Here is a 15923-nt window from a genome sequence, read left to right as displayed (position 1 = left end):
TTTTACGCTGGGTAGGGCCGGAAAATGCCCCAAAAGCGTCCCACTGGGCGCGCAGGCCGCCGGATGTCAGCTCCCGTACGGGTCGGCGATGCCCAGCCGGGCGAGGAGGGCGGTTTCATGGGCTTCCATGGCCTGCGCGTCGGCCTCGCCGGTTTCGTGCTCCCAGCCCTGGGCGTGCAGCGTGCCGTGGACCAGCAGGTGGGCGTAGTGCGCCTGCAGCGTCTTGCCCTGCTCGCGGGCTTCCTGCGCCACGACCGGGGCGCACAGCACCAGGTCGGCGCAGACCACCGGTTCGCGGCTGTAGTCGAAGGTCAGCACATTGGTGGCGTAGTCCTTGTGTCGGTAGTCGCGATTGAGCGCGCGGCCTTCGTCGCTGTCCACGATGCGCACGGTGATTTCGGCCTCGCGCGCCAGGGCGTGGCGGATCCAGCGGGCCACGGCGTGGCGGGGCAGGGCGGCCCGGTGGACGGCCGCGTTGTCAAGTTGGCCGAATTGAAGGGACAGCAGGAGGGGCGGAAGGGCCATGGCGCGCCGTTTCTAAGGTTTTTTGCCGGATACCCAGCGTAAAAAGGTGATATTCTGCTATTGAATCAGGAGTCACGGGTTGCCGGCCGTGCGCGGGCCGTGCGGCCGCGGGCGTCGTAGGCGTCCACGATGCGGGCCACCAGCGGGTGGCGCACCACGTCGGCGCTGGTGAAGCGGGTGATGGCGATGCCCTTGACGCGCCGGAGCACCTGTTCCGCCTCGATCAGGCCCGACAGCTGGCCCTTGGGCAGGTCGATCTGGCTGACGTCCCCGGTGACCACGGCGCGGGCGCCGAAGCCGATGCGGGTCAGGAACATCTTCATCTGCTCCGGCGTGGTGTTCTGCGCCTCGTCCAGGATGACGAAGGCGTTGTTCAGCGTGCGCCCGCGCATGAAGGCCAGCGGCGCGATCTCCAGCGCGTTGCGCTCGAAGGCTTTCTGCACCCGCTCGAAGCCCATCAGGTCATAGAGCGCGTCATACAGCGGGCGCAGGTAGGGGTCCACCTTCTGGCTCAGGTCGCCGGGCAGGAAACCCAGGCGTTCGCCGGCTTCGACCGCCGGACGGGTAAGCACGATGCGTTGCACGCCGGCGCGTTCCAGCGCGTCCACCGCGCAGGCCACCGCCAGGTAGGTCTTGCCGGTGCCGGCCGGGCCGATGCCGAAGGTGATGTCGTGGGTGGCGATGTTGTCCAGGTACACCGTCTGGTTGGGCGTGCGGGCGCGCAGGTCGGCGCGGCGGGTGTGCAGGCTGACGGCGCCGCCGGGAGGCTCGTCCAGAGTGGCGGCGTCGCCGGCCAGCATCAGCTGCACGGTCTCGGCCTTGACCGGGCGTTCGGCGATTTCGTAGATGGCCTGCAGCACTTCCATGGCCCGCTGGGCCTTGGCCTTGGGGCCGTCGACCTTGAACTGCTCATGCCGGTGGGCGATGGAGACCTGCAGCGCGGCTTCGATGGTGCGCAGATGTTCGTCTATGGGGCCGCACAGGTGCGACAGGCGCGTGTTGTCGTGGGGGGTGAAGGTGTGGCGGACAATCATGGGGTGTCTGGGGTCGGTTCCTTCATTGTCGCGCTTTCGCGCGCCGCTGCGGCGGCGCTGTTGTGGCTCGGTTTGCTGGCGGCGCCGGCTCTGGCCGAGGTGCTGCGGATCGACCAGGTGGAAGTGGCTGCTCCGCCCGGAGCGGGCGCACCGGGCGGGACGGTCGCGCAATGGCGGCCGCAGGCACTGCCGGACGACTGGGGCCGCACCCGCCCCGAGCATGGCGGGACGCTGTGGTACCGCTTCACGGTGGATGCCCGGGTGTTTTCCGGCGCCAGCATCGTGCCCGCCATCTATATCGAGCGCGTGTGCAGCAACCTGGCGGTCTACCTCAACGGCGCGCTGGTCGGCTCCGGGGGCAGCCTGGTGCTTCCCTACAGCCGCAACTGTTTCACGCCGCAGTTTTTCACCCTGCCGCTGGCGCTGCTCAGCCCGGGCGTCAACACCGTCACCGTTCAGGTGGTGGGGTACCCGCTGCGCCAGGTTTCGGCGGCGCAGCGTTCGTCGGGCCTGTCGGTGATCCGCATGGGCGATGCCCAGGAGCTGCGCGCGCAGTACGAGCAGGCGCTGTGGTGGAACATCACCCTGCCCAAGATCATCACCGCGGTTCTCGGGGCCTTTACCGTGTTCATCGGCGCCCTGTGGCTGACGCGGCCGCAGGATTCGATCTATGGCTATTTCACCCTCTGGATCGGCTGGTGGACGATCAATACCGCCCGGCTGTATGTCATCGATCCGCCCCTGCCGGGGCCGTGGATCGAATTGCTGGTACCCGCCACGGCGCCAGTGTGTGTGTCGGGCCTGGTGTTGTTCCTGATGCGCTTTCTCCGCCGCGAAGTGGGCTGGATCAATCAGGTGCTGTGGTGGCAGATTGCGGTCATTCCCGTGGTCTTCCTGCTGTCGGGCACGGAGCACATCTACCCGGTGGCCCGGGCGGTCTACCTGTGGCTGGTGCCGCAGTTCATTGGGGTGTCGGTGTGGTTCACGGTGGTGTCCTGGCGGGTGTCGCGGCGCGACTTCTGGCTGTTTTCCGCCATCCTGCTCATCATGATCGGCATCATTGCGGTCGAGTTTGCGGCGGCCTTCTTCGGCTACCCGCTCAAGATGCACCTGGGCCACCTGGGCGGACCCGTCACCCTGATTCCCTTGTGCCTGCGGCTGATCGGTGTGTTCGGCGACAACCTGCGCCGCAGCGAAGAACTCAATGACGAGCTGGAGCGCCGCGTGCGGCAGGCCTCGTCGGAGATCGAACGCAGCTATGCCGAGCTGGCCCTGCTGCGCGCGCGCGAGGCGGCCCAGGAAGAGCGACGGCGCATCGCGTCGGACCTGCACGATGACCTGGGTGCCAAGCTGCTGAGCATCGCGCACGAAAGCGCGCGCCAGCGGGATCGGGAAGAACTGGCCAACCTGGCGCGCCAGGCGCTGGACGAAATGCGCCTGTCGGTGCAGGGCATGGTGCGCGAGCCGCTGCGGGCGGCGGACGTGCTGGCCGACTGGCGGGCGGAGACCGTGCAGCGTCTCATGACCGCCGGGCTGCAGGTCGAATGGACCGCTGCCGAGCCGCCCGCCGACTTTCTGGTGCCGGCGCGGGCCCAGGTGCAATTGACGCGGGTGCTGCGCGAGGCGGTGTCGAACGTGATTCGGCACAGCGGCGCGCGCCGGTGCCGGGTCACCGTCCACATGGCCCACGAGCAGCTGGCCCTGACGGTGGAAGACGACGGTGTGGGCATGGATGTGGCCGGATCGACCGACAAGGGCCATGGGCTGGGGGGCATCGAACGGCGGGTGCGTACGCTGGGCGGGCAGTCGGCGTGGCGCGTCAGTGTGCTGGGCGGCGTGTGCCTGGAGGTGTCGATTCCCGTGTTGCCGGACACGGTGGCGAGCCAGGGCATGGCGGCGGCAGCCGCGACGGCCGGTGTCGCCGACGGGCCCGAAAAACGGCTTGCCTCACCCGACCGCCTTGCCCGGTAAAAGACCCGGCGCGCGCCCGACCCCTTGGTGCAGAATGCCGCACAGTGGCCCGTCCGGGCTTGTCCAACAGAGATTTCCCCCATGTTCCGCCTTGTTCATCGCTTGCGTTGGTTGGTTTTGGTCGTGTTGCTGGCGGCGCTGGGGGGCTGCAGCGCCGAGCCGCCGTTCAGTCGCATCGTGTCGTTCGGCGACAGCCTGTCGGATGTGGGGTCGTACCGCCCCGCGGCGGCGGCATTTGGCGGCGGCCGGTTCACGGTCAATGGCGCGGGCCCCCGCATCTGGACCGAATGGCTCGCCGCCGACCTGGAACTGACGATTGCGCCGGCGCTCAGCGGTGGCGTGACCCTCACCACACCGCAATTCGCGGTGTTTCCGGTGGTCGCCGGCAACGGCGACTCCTGGGCCCAGGGCGGAGCGCGGGTCGATGCGCCGGCGGTTTCACTGACGCCGGGCGTTCAACTGGCCGCGCTGTCGGTGCGCCAGCAGGTAGATCATTTCCTGGCGGGACCGGTGGCCTCGGCGTCGGGCAGCCTGTTCCTGCTCAACGGGGGTGGCAATGACATCGGCTTTCTCGGTCAGGCGGTGCTGGCGGGCGCCATTTCGCCCGATCAGGCGCGCGCCGGTGTGGTCGCCGCGGCGCAGCAGATGGCGGCGCAGGCACGGCGCCTGCAGGCGCTGGGGCCGGTGGTGCTGCTCAACCAGGCCGACGGCGCCCAGTCACCGGTGGCCGCAGCCAGCGCCCCGGTGCGCGCGCTCTACCAGGATCTGACGCCCCGGTTCAATGCGGCGCTGGCCGCGGCGCTGGAGGGCTCGTCGGTGATGGTGGTCGACCAGTTCACCTTCAGTCGCCGTGTGGTGGCCGATCCGGCTGCGTTCGGTCTGAACAATGTCACCGATCCCGCCTGCGCGCTGGATCGGCTGCCGATCCGCAGCGCGATTGTCTGCAGCGATGCGACGCTGGTCGCGGCCGGCGCGGCGCAGACCTCCCTGTGGGCGGATACGCTGCACACCACACCGGCCTATCACCGCCATCTGGCCACCCAGGTCCTTGCGGTGCTGCGGGCGGCCGGGCGTCTGTAAGACCCGGGCGGCGGCGCATGGACCACTCTCCCGCCGCCCCGCGTCCGCCGCCGGCGGGATGGCGGATGGCGCTGGCGTCGACCCTGATCGTGGCGTTCGCCTTGCTGGCCTTGTGGCGTGCCATGCTGGAGCCGTCGCTCGGCTGGCGCTTTTCGCTGGATGAGGGCGGCCGGCCCCAGGCGACCCAGGTCCGGGGCGAGGCGGTGCTGACCGGGGTGCGCGCGCTGATCGCTGAAGACGGCCTTCGCGCGCCGATCTCGCCGCTGGCGCTGGTGGAAAGCGCAGGACAGCACAACGATTACAGCGACCACCGGATTTTCTTTGACGAGCACCGGGCCCTGTGGCAGATATTGCACCAGACCCGGGTGGGCATCGAACACGACCGTGGCGTCGAATGGGCGCAGCCGCAAGGCAAAGATCTGCTGGAGCTGGGCCTGCGCTTCTGGTATCCGTGGCTGGTCAGCCTGCTGGCGCTGTCGGTGGGTCTGATGGTCTGGGCCCACCGCCCGGACGACCCGGCCGCATGGTGGTACGCGGCGGCGGCACTGGGGTATGCCAGTGGCATGTTGTGCACCGCCGGCTGGGGTTCGCGGCTGCTGACGCAGGACCCCTGGCTCTGGCCGGCATTGCATGTGTTTTCCCACGCGGGCTCATTTCTGGTGGTGATCGGGCTGAGCATGGTGTTGTGGCGCCACCCCCGGCCACTGGGTGGCGCGCTGTATCCGACCGTCCTGTTGCTGGTCTGCGGGCTGTCGGTGCTGGCCGATGCCCTGCACGGCCTGCCGACCATCGCGCTGACGTTCCGTATTCCGCTGGTGGCGGTGACGGCGGCCATGGCGCTGGTTTTTGTGGCGCAGTGGCGCGCATGCCGGCACGACCCCTTGCTGCGGGGGCAACTCAAGTGGCTGGGTCTGCTGCTTTTTGCGTCGTTTTCGGTGGTGTTCGTGGCCTATGCGATGGGCGCGATGGGCCATGTGATCACCCTGCCGCAGAACTTCGGCCTCACCATCATTGCCCTGGTGTTTCTGGGGCTGGTTCCGCTGGTCGGGCGCATCGGGCTGTTCCGGCTGGAACGCTGGTGGGCGCTGGCCTGGCTGTGGTTTCTGGGCGGGCTGCTGGTGGTGGTGCTTGATGTGCTGCTGCTGACCCTCCTGCCGCTGAGCAACGAAAACGCCTTGATGCTCGCGCTGGCCATCGGCGGCTGGCTGTATTTCCCGCTGCGTCAGGCACTGTGGGCCCGGCTGACCCGTGGCAGCCTCCCCGAAACCCGGGACCTGCTGCCCGACGTGGTGCAGATTGCCACCGTGTCGCAGGCCGACCCGGCGCGCCTGAACGAGCTGTGGCGCCAACTCTGGGAACACATGTTTGCGCCGCAGCAGCTGCAGCCCACGGTGCACGACGGCGCGGTGGCGATCGACGGTCAGGGGCAATCGCTGCGCATACCCGGCTGGGGACGCCTGCAGTCGCTGCAGCTGTCCTTGCCCGAGCGCGGCCGGCGCCTGTTCAACCGGCGCGATGCGCAGCGGGCCGAAGAAATCCTGCGTCTGGTCCGGCATGGCCTGCAGTCGCAGGAGTCCTACGAACGCGGGGTGCGCGAGGAGCGGCTGCGCATCGCCGCCGACCTGCACGATGACCTCGGGGCCAAGTTGCTGGCGATTGCGCACACCCAGCCGTCCGGGCCGGCCGCGACGCTGGCGCGGCAGGCGATGGACGAAATGCGGCTGAGCCTGCGCGACATGGCCAGCGACGGGGTGGTGCTGGCCGACGCGCTGGCCGACTGGCGGGCCGAGACCGTGTCCCGACTGAGCGCGGCGGGGATCGCGGCCCAGTGGCTGGCCGACGAGCCGCCAGCCGGTGAACTGGTCGCCGCCCGACCCATCGGCCAGCTGACCCGGGTGCTGCGCGAGGCGGTTTCCAATGTGATCCGGCACAGCGGCGCCCGGCATTGTCAGGTGTGCGTGCGGCGGACCCCGCAGCAGCTGCGGCTGACGGTGACCGACGACGGCTGTGGCCTGGGCGGCGAGCCACATTCGTCCGCAGGGGGCCATGGGCTGCCCAATATCGAGCGGCGGGTGCGCAAACTTGGTGGAGACCACCGCTTTCATACGCCGCCGGGCGGCGGCACCACACTGACGGTCGAGGTACCGCTGGCGCTCCACCGGGCGGGCGCAGCCATCCGCTAAGATGCGCCTGCCATGCAAAACGCCCTGATTGTCGAAGACCTGCCCGAGATCCGTGACTGGCTGGTCCAGGTGGCGCAGGCGGCGTTTCCCGGGGTGGCCGTCACCCGCGCGGCGCGGGTCGACGAGGCGCTGGCCCGTGTGACCGAGCGCGGATTCGACCTGGCGCTGATCGACCTGGGCCTGCCCGACGGCTCGGGTATCGACGTGGTCGGTGCCCTGCGCCAGCGCCAGCCGACGGCCGTGCCGGTGGTGGTGACCATCTACGACGACGACGACCATCTGTTTCCCGCGCTGCAGGCGGGCGCTTTCGGCTACCTGCTCAAAGAGCAGCCGCAGGACGCGCTGGTGGCCCAGTTGCTGCGCATGACCCAGGGCGAGCCGCCGCTGTCGCCCCCGATCGCCCGGCGCGTGCTGTCGTATTTCGCCGGGGAGGCGCAGCGCCGGCAGAGCCTGGTGCGGCAGGTGGAAGATCAGGTGCGACTCACCGACCGGGAAACCGAAGTGCTGCAGCGGGTGGCCAAAGGCTACACCCTGCCCGAAATCGCGACCCAGTTCGGGCTGTCGCGACACACCATTGCGGACCACATCAAGCAGGTCTACCGCAAGCTCAATGTTTCCTCGCGCGCCGAAGCGGCGCTGGAGGCCGCCCGGCGCGGCCTCGTCAATCCCTGAACGGCGCCAGCGCCCGTTTGCCCGCACACCTCCTGCCCTGAAAGTGCCCCCGTGATCGGACGTCTGCGCGGCATCCTTGCCGAAAAAAATCCCCCCCAGGTGCTGCTGGACTGCAACGGCGTCGGCTACGAGGTCGATGTGCCCATGAGCACCTTCTACAACCTGCCCGCCACCGGCGAGACGGTCACGCTGCTGACCCATTTTGTGGTGCGCGAGGACGCGCAGATCCTGTATGGATTTGGCACCGCCACCGAGCGCGAGGCCTTCCGCCAGCTGGTCAAGATCAGCGGGGTCGGCCCGCGCACGGCGCTCTCGGTGCTTTCGGGCATGAGCGTGGCCGAGCTGGCGCAGGCGGTGACGGCGCAGCAGCCCGGCCGCCTGGTCAAGGTGCCGGGCATCGGCAAAAAAACCGCCGAGCGGCTGTTGCTGGAGCTCAAAGGCAAACTCGGCGCCGACCTGGGTGCCCCGGTCCAGGTGGCCGACGACAGCCAGGCCGACATCCTGCAGGCGCTGGTGGCGCTGGGCTACAGCGACAAGGAAGCCGCCCTGGCGCTGAAGGCGCTGCCGGCCGGTGTGGGCGTGAGCGAAGGCATCAAGCTGGCGCTGAAGGCGCTGGCGAAGTAAACGTCCATGACCATCAAGACCGACGATTTCCTGCCCGCGCCGCCGAAGCGCGTGGTCTCGGCTGCGCCCGCTTCGCCGCAGGAAGAAGCCATCGAGCGGGCGCTTCGGCCCAAGCTGCTGGACGAATACGTGGGCCAGGCCAAGGTGCGCGAGCAGCTGGAAATCTTCATCGGCGCGGCGCGCAAACGCGGCGAGGCGCTGGATCATGTGCTGCTGTTCGGCCCGCCCGGGCTGGGCAAGACCACGCTCTCGCACATCATCGCCGCCGAGCTGGGCGTGAACCTGCGCCAGACCAGCGGCCCGGTGCTGGAAAAGCCCAAGGACCTGGCGGCGCTCTTGACCAACCTGGAGGCCAACGACGTCCTGTTCATCGACGAGATCCACCGGCTGAGCCCGGTCGTCGAGGAAATCCTCTACCCCGCGCTGGAGGACTACCAGATCGACATCATGATCGGCGAGGGCCCGGCCGCGCGCTCCATCAAGCTCGACCTGCAGCCGTTCACGCTGGTGGGCGCCACCACACGCGCCGGCATGCTCACCAACCCGCTGCGCGACCGCTTCGGCATCGTCTCGCGGCTGGAGTTCTACACGCCGCAGGAGCTGGCGCGCATCGTGACCCGCAGCGCCGGCCTGCTGAAGACGCCGATGGACGACGAAGGCGGCTTCGAGATCGCACGGCGCTCACGCGGCACGCCGCGCATCGCCAACCGCCTGCTGCGCCGGGTGCGCGATTACGCCGAAGTCAAGGGCGACGGGCGCATCACCCAGGACATCGCGCGCCGCGCACTGGCCATGCTGGACGTGGACCCCGAAGGCTTCGACCTGATGGACCGCAAGCTGCTGGAAGCCGTGATCCACCGTTTCGACGGTGGCCCGGTGGGGCTGGACAACATCGCCGCCAGCATCGGCGAGGAGCGCGACACCATCGAGGACGTGATCGAGCCCTACCTGATCCAGCAGGGCTACCTGCAGCGCACCCCGCGCGGGCGCATCGCCACGCTGGCGGCCTACCGCCATCTGGGCCTGACGCCGCCCAAAGCCGCCGGCGAGCTGTTTGCCGAGTAAATACCCGGCAAAACCGCCCATACCCGGCGTAAACAGGTCTTCTTTTGCTATGGTTTCAGGGGTGTCGGCGTGCCTGGCCGTCGGCCTGCCCGCGCAGCCAGCCGCCCACGATCAGGCATTGGGCCGCGTAATAGGTGCCCAGCACACCCAGTTGCGCCAGCGGCAGCGGCGTCACGAACCGGTTGAAGGCCAGCAGCGAGTCGCTGACCATGAACAGCGCCGCGCCGGCGGCCACGCTCCAGGCCGGTGTGCCGCCCAGGGTGCGCGCGCGGCCGATGGCCTGGGCGGCCATCAGGGCGATCACCACCACGTAGGCGGCCACGGGCATTCGCAAGGCTGCCGGCAGGCCGCCGGTCCACAGCACGGCGAACATCATGCCGCCCACACCCAGCGTGGCGGCCAGCGCGCGGCGGTCGGCGAACCACGGCGCGTCGCGCCCGAACAGCCGGATGTAGGCCAGATGCGCCAGCAGGAAAGCCACCAGCCCGGGGACGAAGTAGCCGGGGAACATCAGCGCCACATCGCCGGCCAGCGATGCCGCCAACGCCGCGAGCAGCCAGCGGCGGCCGGCGCCGTCGCCTACGGACGGCCCCTCGGGCATCGTCGCGGCGCTTTTGGAATGTTTTCGGGCGATACCCAGCGTCAAATGGTCATAATTTGCTACCAGAACCATTGCAATCAGCATCGTCGCCGGCTTGAACAGCCGGTGCCACTCCACCAGACCCCAGGCGCTGGTGATCGTGGCCAGGATGGCGCAGTCGATCATCAGCGCCTCCAGCACCCCGATGCGGCCCTGCGTGACCGCACCCGCCACCCACAGCGCGGCCGTCAGCGCGGCAAAACCCACCAGCGCCGGCCCGGTGGCCAGGGTGTCGGCAAACCAGAGAAACACCGAGACACCGGCCAGCAGCGCGGCAAACTGCAGCGCACCAAACGCCGAGGCCGCCCGGCCCACCTGCGGCCGCCAGGGCTGCACCTGGGCCAGGTCAAAGGCGGGCCGCGGAAAGCGCGCCGCCACATCGGCCGGTCGCCAGCCGGGTGGCTTGATCCACACCCGCAGCTTGTCGGCCCAGCTTCGGGCATGCCAGCTGTCGTGCGCCAAGGCGGCGTAGACCTCGGCGTTGGCCCACAGCGGGTCCCAGCTGCGCAGCGGCGCGCGGGTGCCGTAGACGCAGGGCTCGCGCGGGTCTTCCTCCTGAAACGTGCCGAACAGCCGGTCCCAGAGCACCAGGATGCTGCCGTGGTTGCGGTCCAGGTAGCGGTCGTTGACGGCATGGTGGACCCGATGGTTGCTGGGGCTGCAGAACCAGCGGTCAAACCAGCCCAGACGCGGCACATGGTCGGTGTGCACCCAGAACTGGTAGAGCAGGTCGATCAGCGCCACCACCCCGAACACCAGCGGCGGCACCCCGGCCAGCGCCATCGGCAGGTAGAACACCCAGCCGAGCAGCGCGCCGCTGCTGGTCTGGCGCAGCGCGGTGGACAGGTTGTAGTGCTCGCTCTGGTGGTGCACCACATGCGCCGCCCACAGCACCGCCACACCGTGGCTCAGGCGGTGCAGCCAGTAGTAACAGAAGTCGTAGAACACCAGCGCCAGCAGCCAGCCGCCGGCGCTGGTCCAGAAGGCCTGGGCGGCCGCCTCGGGCACCAGAGAAACATGGGTGTAGGCGGCAGTGTAGAGGCCCACCCGCAGCAGCCGGGTGAACACCGCGCTGATCTGGCTGAGCATGCCCAGCCCGATGCTGCTGATGGCATCGTCCAGCCGGTAGGTGTTGCGCCCGGTGCGCAGGCCCCAGGCGAATTCGAGGGCGATCAGCAGGAAAAAGACCGGGGTGGCAAGGACGATGATCTGGCTGGGGCTCATGCGGCGATGGTGCCGCCGGCGCGGAATGCCCGCAAGCGGGTTTGTGCCAGTCGCCCTGCGCGGGCCGGCCGCTCAGGTCATGCAGCCGCGGGTGTCCACCCGCAGGAGCTTTTCGACAACCCCGTGGTTGGGGCCGCCGCGCACGCCGATCAGCCAGTCGTAGAGGTTGACGGTCGGGTCGCAATGGCCGGGAATCAGCCAGACCGTATCACCCACCGCCGGCAACTGGCCGTCGGGCTCCACACAGCGCAGCACGCCATGCTCGTCGCCGCCGTTGGCATAACGCAGTGGCGACTGGCCCGGTGTCAGCAGCACGTCGGGCAGGCCCGAATCGATGGCATGGGCCTTGTGGCCCGCGTCGCAGACCGCGTGGCCGGGGCCGCGGCTGATGACCTGGCTGCGGATGTACAGCGCCTGGCGAAAACGCGGCGTGCCCGGCAGCGGCTCGTTGCGGGCGTAGTCCGCGTCCATGAACAGAAAACTGCCGGGCTGGATTTCGCCCCACAGGCCGGTGGCCACCTCCAGCGGGAAACTGCCCGTGCCGGCGCCGGTGACCAGCTCCACCGGCACGCCCTGGTCTTCGATTTCGGCGCGGGCGATGCGCACCGCCTGTGCGGCGCGGGTGATGGCGGCGCTGCGCTCGCTGGCCGAACGCAGGTGCTGTGCCTGCCCCTGGTAGGCCTGCAGGCCGGCAAACCGCAGTGCCGGCTGGGCGAGCACCCGGCGCGTCAGCTCCCAGGCGGCCGGTCCGGGCGGCACGCCACAGCGCCCCTGGCCGACGTCAATCTCCACAAACACGTCGATGCTGTTTTCCTGGCGGCCCATGGCGCCGGCCAGGCCGGCCACGCCCTCGGCGCTGTCCACGGCAATGGCCAGCCGGCCGCCCAGGCCTTGCAGGATGCGCGCCAGCGACGCCACATGCGCCAGTTTGGCCGGTGCCACCACTTCGTTGGTGATGAAGATGTCGCGCACCCCCTGGGCCGCCAGGGCGGCCGCCTCGGACACTTTCTGCACACACACGCCCACGGCGCCCGCGGCGATCTGCTGCCGCGCCAGCGCGGCACATTTGTGCATCTTGGCATGGGGGCGCCAGCGCAGGTCGTGCACGCGGCACCAGCTGGCCATCAGGGCCAGGTTGCGCTCCATCAGGTCCAGATCGACCACTGCCGCCGGCGTGTCGATCTGGGTGACCGGCTGGCCCACCAGGGCCCGCAGCGCCTCGGGGGCGTCCTCAGGTACTGGTTTCATCGTGCCAGTCCTCGTCCAGATGGGCGGTGTCGGCCCAGCCGACCAAAGTCAGCGCCTGGGTGGTCCACAGCAGGCGGTTCACGGCCGCATTGCCCAGTTGCCAGGTGCGGGGCGCCTGCAGCTCCATCCCGGTGGCCGCGCGGTACAGCAGATCGAGCACCCCACCGTGGGCCACCACCGCGATCTGCCCGCCCGGGTGGCGCGCGGCCAGCTGGTCCAGGGTCTGCCGCACCCGCTCGCGCATCTGCAGCAGGGATTCGCCTTCGGGCGGCGCCCAGTGCGGGTCGCGGTGGCGCCAGCGGGCCGCCTCGTCCGGCCGGACGGCTTCGATCTCGGCGAACGTCATTCCCTGGTAACGGCCGAAAGCGCGCTCGCGCAGGCCCTTGTCGGCCGTCAGTGGCGCGCCGGTCCGCTCGGCGATCGCGCGGGCGGTGTCCCGGGCGCGCACCAGGTCACTGGTGTAGATGGCGTCGATACGGTCGCGTGCCGCCAGCGCCAGCGCCAGGCGGGCGGCTTGCCAGCGGCCCTTTTCATTGAGCGCGATGTCCAGCTGGCCCTGGATGCGGGCGTCCACGTTCCAGGCGGTTTCGCCGTGGCGTATGGCGAGGATGCGGGTCGCTTCCATGGCGGGTGCAGATCGTTCGGTGGGGGCGAGTCAGGGTCTTAGGCAATCAAAAAAGATAGCGTCAAGTGACCTTTTTACGCTGGGTATGGATCATTTTCATTCAAAATTCACCACCGCCAGCCCCGGGGGCGCGGCGCGGGGCGGTTCGTCGGCGTCGAAGGCTTTGTCGCCGTTCTCGTCGGGCACGCCGGTGGCTTTCAGGCCCTTGAAGTCATGCAGCGACGCGTCCATCAGGTGCGAGGGCACCACGTTGTGCAGCGCCGTGAACATGTTTTCGATGCGGCCGGGGTATTTTTTCTGCCAGTCGCGCAGCAGGTCGCCGATCTGCTGGCGCTGCAGGTTCTCCTGGCTGCCGCACAGGTTGCACGGAATGATGGGGAACTGCCGGTGCGCCGCCCAGCGCACGATGTCTTTTTCGGCCACGTAGGCCAGCGGCCGGATGACGATGAACTCGCCGTTGTCGCTGGTCAGCTTGGCCGGCATGCCCTTGAGCTTGCCGCCGAAGAACATGTTGAGGAAAAAGGTCTGCAACATGTCGTCGCGGTGGTGGCCCAGCGCCAGCTTGTTGCAGCCCAGCTCGCGCGCCACCTTGTACAGAATGCCCCGGCGCAGCCGCGAGCACAGGCTGCAGGTGGTCTTGCCTTCGGGAATCTTGGACTTGACGATGGAATAGGTGTCCTGCGTTTCGATGTGAAACGGGATGCCCAGGCCTTTCAGGTAGGCCGGCAGCACCTGATCGGGGAAACCCGGCTGCTTCTGGTCCAGATTCACCGCGACCAGCTCGAAGTCCACCGGCGCCCGCTTGCGCAGCGTCATCAGGATGTCCAGCAGCGTGTAGCTGTCCTTGCCGCCGGACAGGCACACCATCACCCGGTCGCCGGCCTCGATCATGTTGAAGTCGCCAATCGCCTGGCCCACCTGGCGGCACAGGCGTTTTTCGAGCTTGTGGGTTTCGCGCTCGATCCGCAAGCTGCCGGCGGCACCGTTCGGCGCCGCCAGGTGCTCGTGTTCTACGGGATAGTTCATCGGCCGATTTTCGCACCGCGGGGCGCTTGCGCCGCCTGCACTCGTCGCCGTATCATCTTTTCCACCATCATTTTTCAGGGGGAAATCATGTCAGTCACATCGGTGCGGGTCGCAACCCGGGCGGCCTTGGGCTTGGTCATGCTGATCGGGGGGGGGGCCGCGTTGGCGCAGGCGCGTGAGTCGCCGTTCCCCAAGGTTTGTGACCAGGTCATTGGCCCTGTCGAAGCGGCCAACCAGACATCCGCGAAGCGGGGGCTCATCCACGTTTACCGGGATGCGCTGGGCCGCATGGTCAGTCTGGAGGTAGCGGACACCCGGGCTGAAACCGGGCCCACCCTGCGCTACCGCGTCGAACGCCGCACCGAGGCGGCCAACCTGTGCCGGCAGGGATACGAACTGGCGCTTTTTGGTGACGCCCCGGCGCTGGCAAGCGGTCCGGTGCCCGTAGCGCCCGGTCGCGAGGTGCTGGCCCACGAATCTGTCGACCTGTCGCGGGTAGCCGTTCCGACGTCAGAACGGGCCAGGCTGGCATCGGCGACGGCGTGGGCACTACCCTCGCTGCCCCCGGAGTTCTCCGTCGTCCGCCTGAGCGGCATCGTCTACGGCGTCATTCTGTCAGCCGCTTACTTCCATACCAGTGGGTTTTACACCATTGCCCAGCGTCCGGCGGGCACCACCACCCAATGGCTGAACTTTGGCGTCAACATGTCCCCCTCGTATCAGGCGACGCAGGAGCACATTGCCGTCACGCTGTTCCTGACCCCCAACGTGGGCGCCCTGGCGATCATTGGCAACGGTATGGTCATCGGCAGCACTCAGGCTTGGTCCACGTCTACGCCGGGACCTGACCTGATTGGCTGCGGGGGGCCTGGCTCGGGCTATCCCGCGTTCAACTCGCAGATCGAAGCCTTCTGGGTCGGAGGCAACGCGGTCTTCGACAGCACCTGCCAGCCGCAGTCGGCGCCGCTGGGGCAGACCCAGTTCTATACCCTGCACGCCAACATGTACCAGGATGTGGCCTACTGGGGGCCCGGGCTAACCCCTCGCGCCAAAAACACCAGCAGTGTCCGCCCGACATACTGGGACCCGAACGGTGGCGGCGTGTTGGTTTTTACGACGACGGAGGACCGCAACACTCAAGGCATTGACTTCGACATCCAGTTCACCCAAGTACAAGGAGGCTGGTTCTGATGCTTTGGTCGACTCTCAGCCTAGAAAGCGGATACTGCGGGTTTCGCAGTATCCAGCGTTTCATTCAGGGAAAAGTCTTCGGACTGGTCCGCTCCCTGCACCGAATGGCGAGACTGTCATTTATAGGGCTTCTCTTTCTGAGCCCGACATCGCAGTCTGCCGGCATTGGTGACTTTGGCGGGGAGCCCGTCAGGGCGTGTTATTCGTACTACACGAATGTCTTCTTGACGGAGTTCTACAACCATCTCCTCAACCAATATTTTTATGCCGTGCCCTGCTTTAACGACGAGGCCATCATCACATCTGGCGCTGCCGGGCCGGGTTGGTACAAAACAGGATGGGAGTTCGGTGTCTGGTCTTGGTCAAGCGCTGGTGTTTTTTGTCGCTTCTATGGCTCGGTCTGGCCGGGGCCGAACAGCCATTTTTTTACATCTGATCCGCAGGAATGCAACGCATTGCAATTGTTGCCAAAAGGCCCTCCGTCGCAGCCGCGCTGGAACCTGGAGACTGCGAGCGCATTTGCCGCCATCGACCTTGATGCGGCCGGAACGGGATGCAAATTCTCCGCTGGAAAGAAACTGGTGCGCCGCTTCTATAACAATGGCCCTGCCAACGGCCGCGACTCAAACCACCGTTTCGTGGCCGACGACGAGGTGAACCTGAGGAACGAGATGTTGCGCAAGGGTTGGGTGGATGAAGGAGTCCGCTTTTGTGTGTCTGGTGTGTATTTCAACGCCGTCAAGCGGCCCTGAGGGATGCCGGCCAGCGCGGCGTCACTGTCCAACCGTATGGGTCCTGTTTTTGGGCGCATACCC

At 68.0% G+C, this 15923-nt stretch carries 14 protein-coding genes; 8 read left to right on the top strand and 6 right to left on the bottom strand.

Features of this window, described 5'->3' with window-relative positions:
• Positions 1–66 precede the first annotated feature (66 nt).
• Complete coding sequence (gene ybeY / locus AC2EBU_RS08845; RefSeq protein WP_484609985.1) at positions 67–525, bottom strand: rRNA maturation RNase YbeY; 459 nt, start codon at positions 523–525, stop codon at positions 67–69.
• A 65-nt stretch (positions 526–590) separates the two neighbouring features.
• Positions 591–1559: a PhoH family protein gene (locus tag AC2EBU_RS08840; RefSeq protein ID WP_484609984.1), complete on the bottom strand. Its 969-nt coding sequence runs from the start codon at positions 1557–1559 to the stop codon at positions 591–593.
• Between the two features lie 3 nt (positions 1560–1562).
• Between AC2EBU_RS08840 and AC2EBU_RS08835 the strand changes: the two genes are divergently transcribed.
• From AC2EBU_RS08835 to ruvB, 6 genes are all read left to right on the top strand, one after another.
• Positions 1563–3530, top strand: coding sequence for a sensor histidine kinase (locus tag AC2EBU_RS08835; protein WP_484609983.1), 1968 nt, complete (start codon positions 1563–1565; stop codon positions 3528–3530).
• Positions 3531–3611: 81 nt separating this feature from the next.
• Positions 3612–4610 (top strand): SGNH/GDSL hydrolase family protein, encoded by a 999-nt coding sequence (locus AC2EBU_RS08830; protein WP_484609982.1) that lies wholly within the window; start codon positions 3612–3614, stop codon positions 4608–4610.
• Between the two features lie 17 nt (positions 4611–4627).
• Positions 4628–6793: a sensor histidine kinase gene (locus AC2EBU_RS08825; RefSeq protein WP_484609981.1), complete on the top strand. Its 2166-nt coding sequence runs from the start codon at positions 4628–4630 to the stop codon at positions 6791–6793.
• A gap of 12 nt (positions 6794–6805) precedes the next feature.
• Entirely contained in the window at positions 6806–7465 is a 660-nt protein-coding gene (locus AC2EBU_RS08820; RefSeq protein ID WP_484609980.1) for a response regulator, read from the top strand.
• Positions 7466–7516: 51 nt separating this feature from the next.
• Positions 7517–8089: a Holliday junction branch migration protein RuvA gene (gene ruvA / locus AC2EBU_RS08815; RefSeq protein ID WP_484609979.1), complete on the top strand. Its 573-nt coding sequence runs from the start codon at positions 7517–7519 to the stop codon at positions 8087–8089.
• A gap of 6 nt (positions 8090–8095) precedes the next feature.
• Positions 8096–9154, top strand: a complete 1059-nt coding sequence (gene ruvB, locus AC2EBU_RS08810) for a Holliday junction branch migration DNA helicase RuvB (protein WP_484609978.1) — start codon at positions 8096–8098, stop codon at positions 9152–9154.
• A gap of 55 nt (positions 9155–9209) precedes the next feature.
• On the opposite strand, the gene AC2EBU_RS08805 is transcribed toward ruvB, so the two are convergent.
• The 4 genes from AC2EBU_RS08805 to ttcA form a co-directional block, all read right to left on the bottom strand.
• Positions 9210–11018 carry a lysoplasmalogenase family protein gene (locus tag AC2EBU_RS08805; RefSeq protein ID WP_484609977.1) on the bottom strand — a complete coding sequence of 603 codons (1809 nt, stop codon included), beginning with the start codon at positions 11016–11018 and terminating at the stop codon, positions 9210–9212.
• A gap of 72 nt (positions 11019–11090) precedes the next feature.
• Positions 11091–12266: a DSD1 family PLP-dependent enzyme gene (locus tag AC2EBU_RS08800; protein ID WP_484609976.1), complete on the bottom strand. Its 1176-nt coding sequence runs from the start codon at positions 12264–12266 to the stop codon at positions 11091–11093.
• Entirely contained in the window at positions 12250–12891 is a 642-nt protein-coding gene (locus tag AC2EBU_RS08795) for a histidine phosphatase family protein (RefSeq protein WP_484609975.1), read from the bottom strand. Before AC2EBU_RS08795 ends, AC2EBU_RS08800 begins: the two co-directional genes overlap by 17 nt.
• A gap of 96 nt (positions 12892–12987) precedes the next feature.
• A complete protein-coding gene (ttcA, locus tag AC2EBU_RS08790) occupies positions 12988–13917 on the bottom strand; it encodes a tRNA 2-thiocytidine(32) synthetase TtcA (RefSeq protein WP_484609974.1) in 930 nt (309 codons plus the stop codon).
• Between the two features lie 87 nt (positions 13918–14004).
• Between ttcA and AC2EBU_RS08785 the strand changes: the two genes are divergently transcribed.
• Both AC2EBU_RS08785 and AC2EBU_RS08780 read left to right on the top strand, forming a co-directional pair.
• Positions 14005–15108, top strand: a complete 1104-nt coding sequence (locus tag AC2EBU_RS08785; RefSeq protein WP_484609973.1) for a hypothetical protein — start codon at positions 14005–14007, stop codon at positions 15106–15108.
• 224 nt (positions 15109–15332) lie between these two features.
• Entirely contained in the window at positions 15333–15860 is a 528-nt protein-coding gene (locus AC2EBU_RS08780) for a hypothetical protein (protein WP_484609972.1), read from the top strand.
• Positions 15861–15923: the final 63 nt, after the last annotated feature.

The organism is Curvibacter sp. T50, assembly GCF_057219955.1.
Note: the sequence above shows the minus strand (reverse complement) of the source record. Positions and strands in the feature narration are given on the sequence as shown.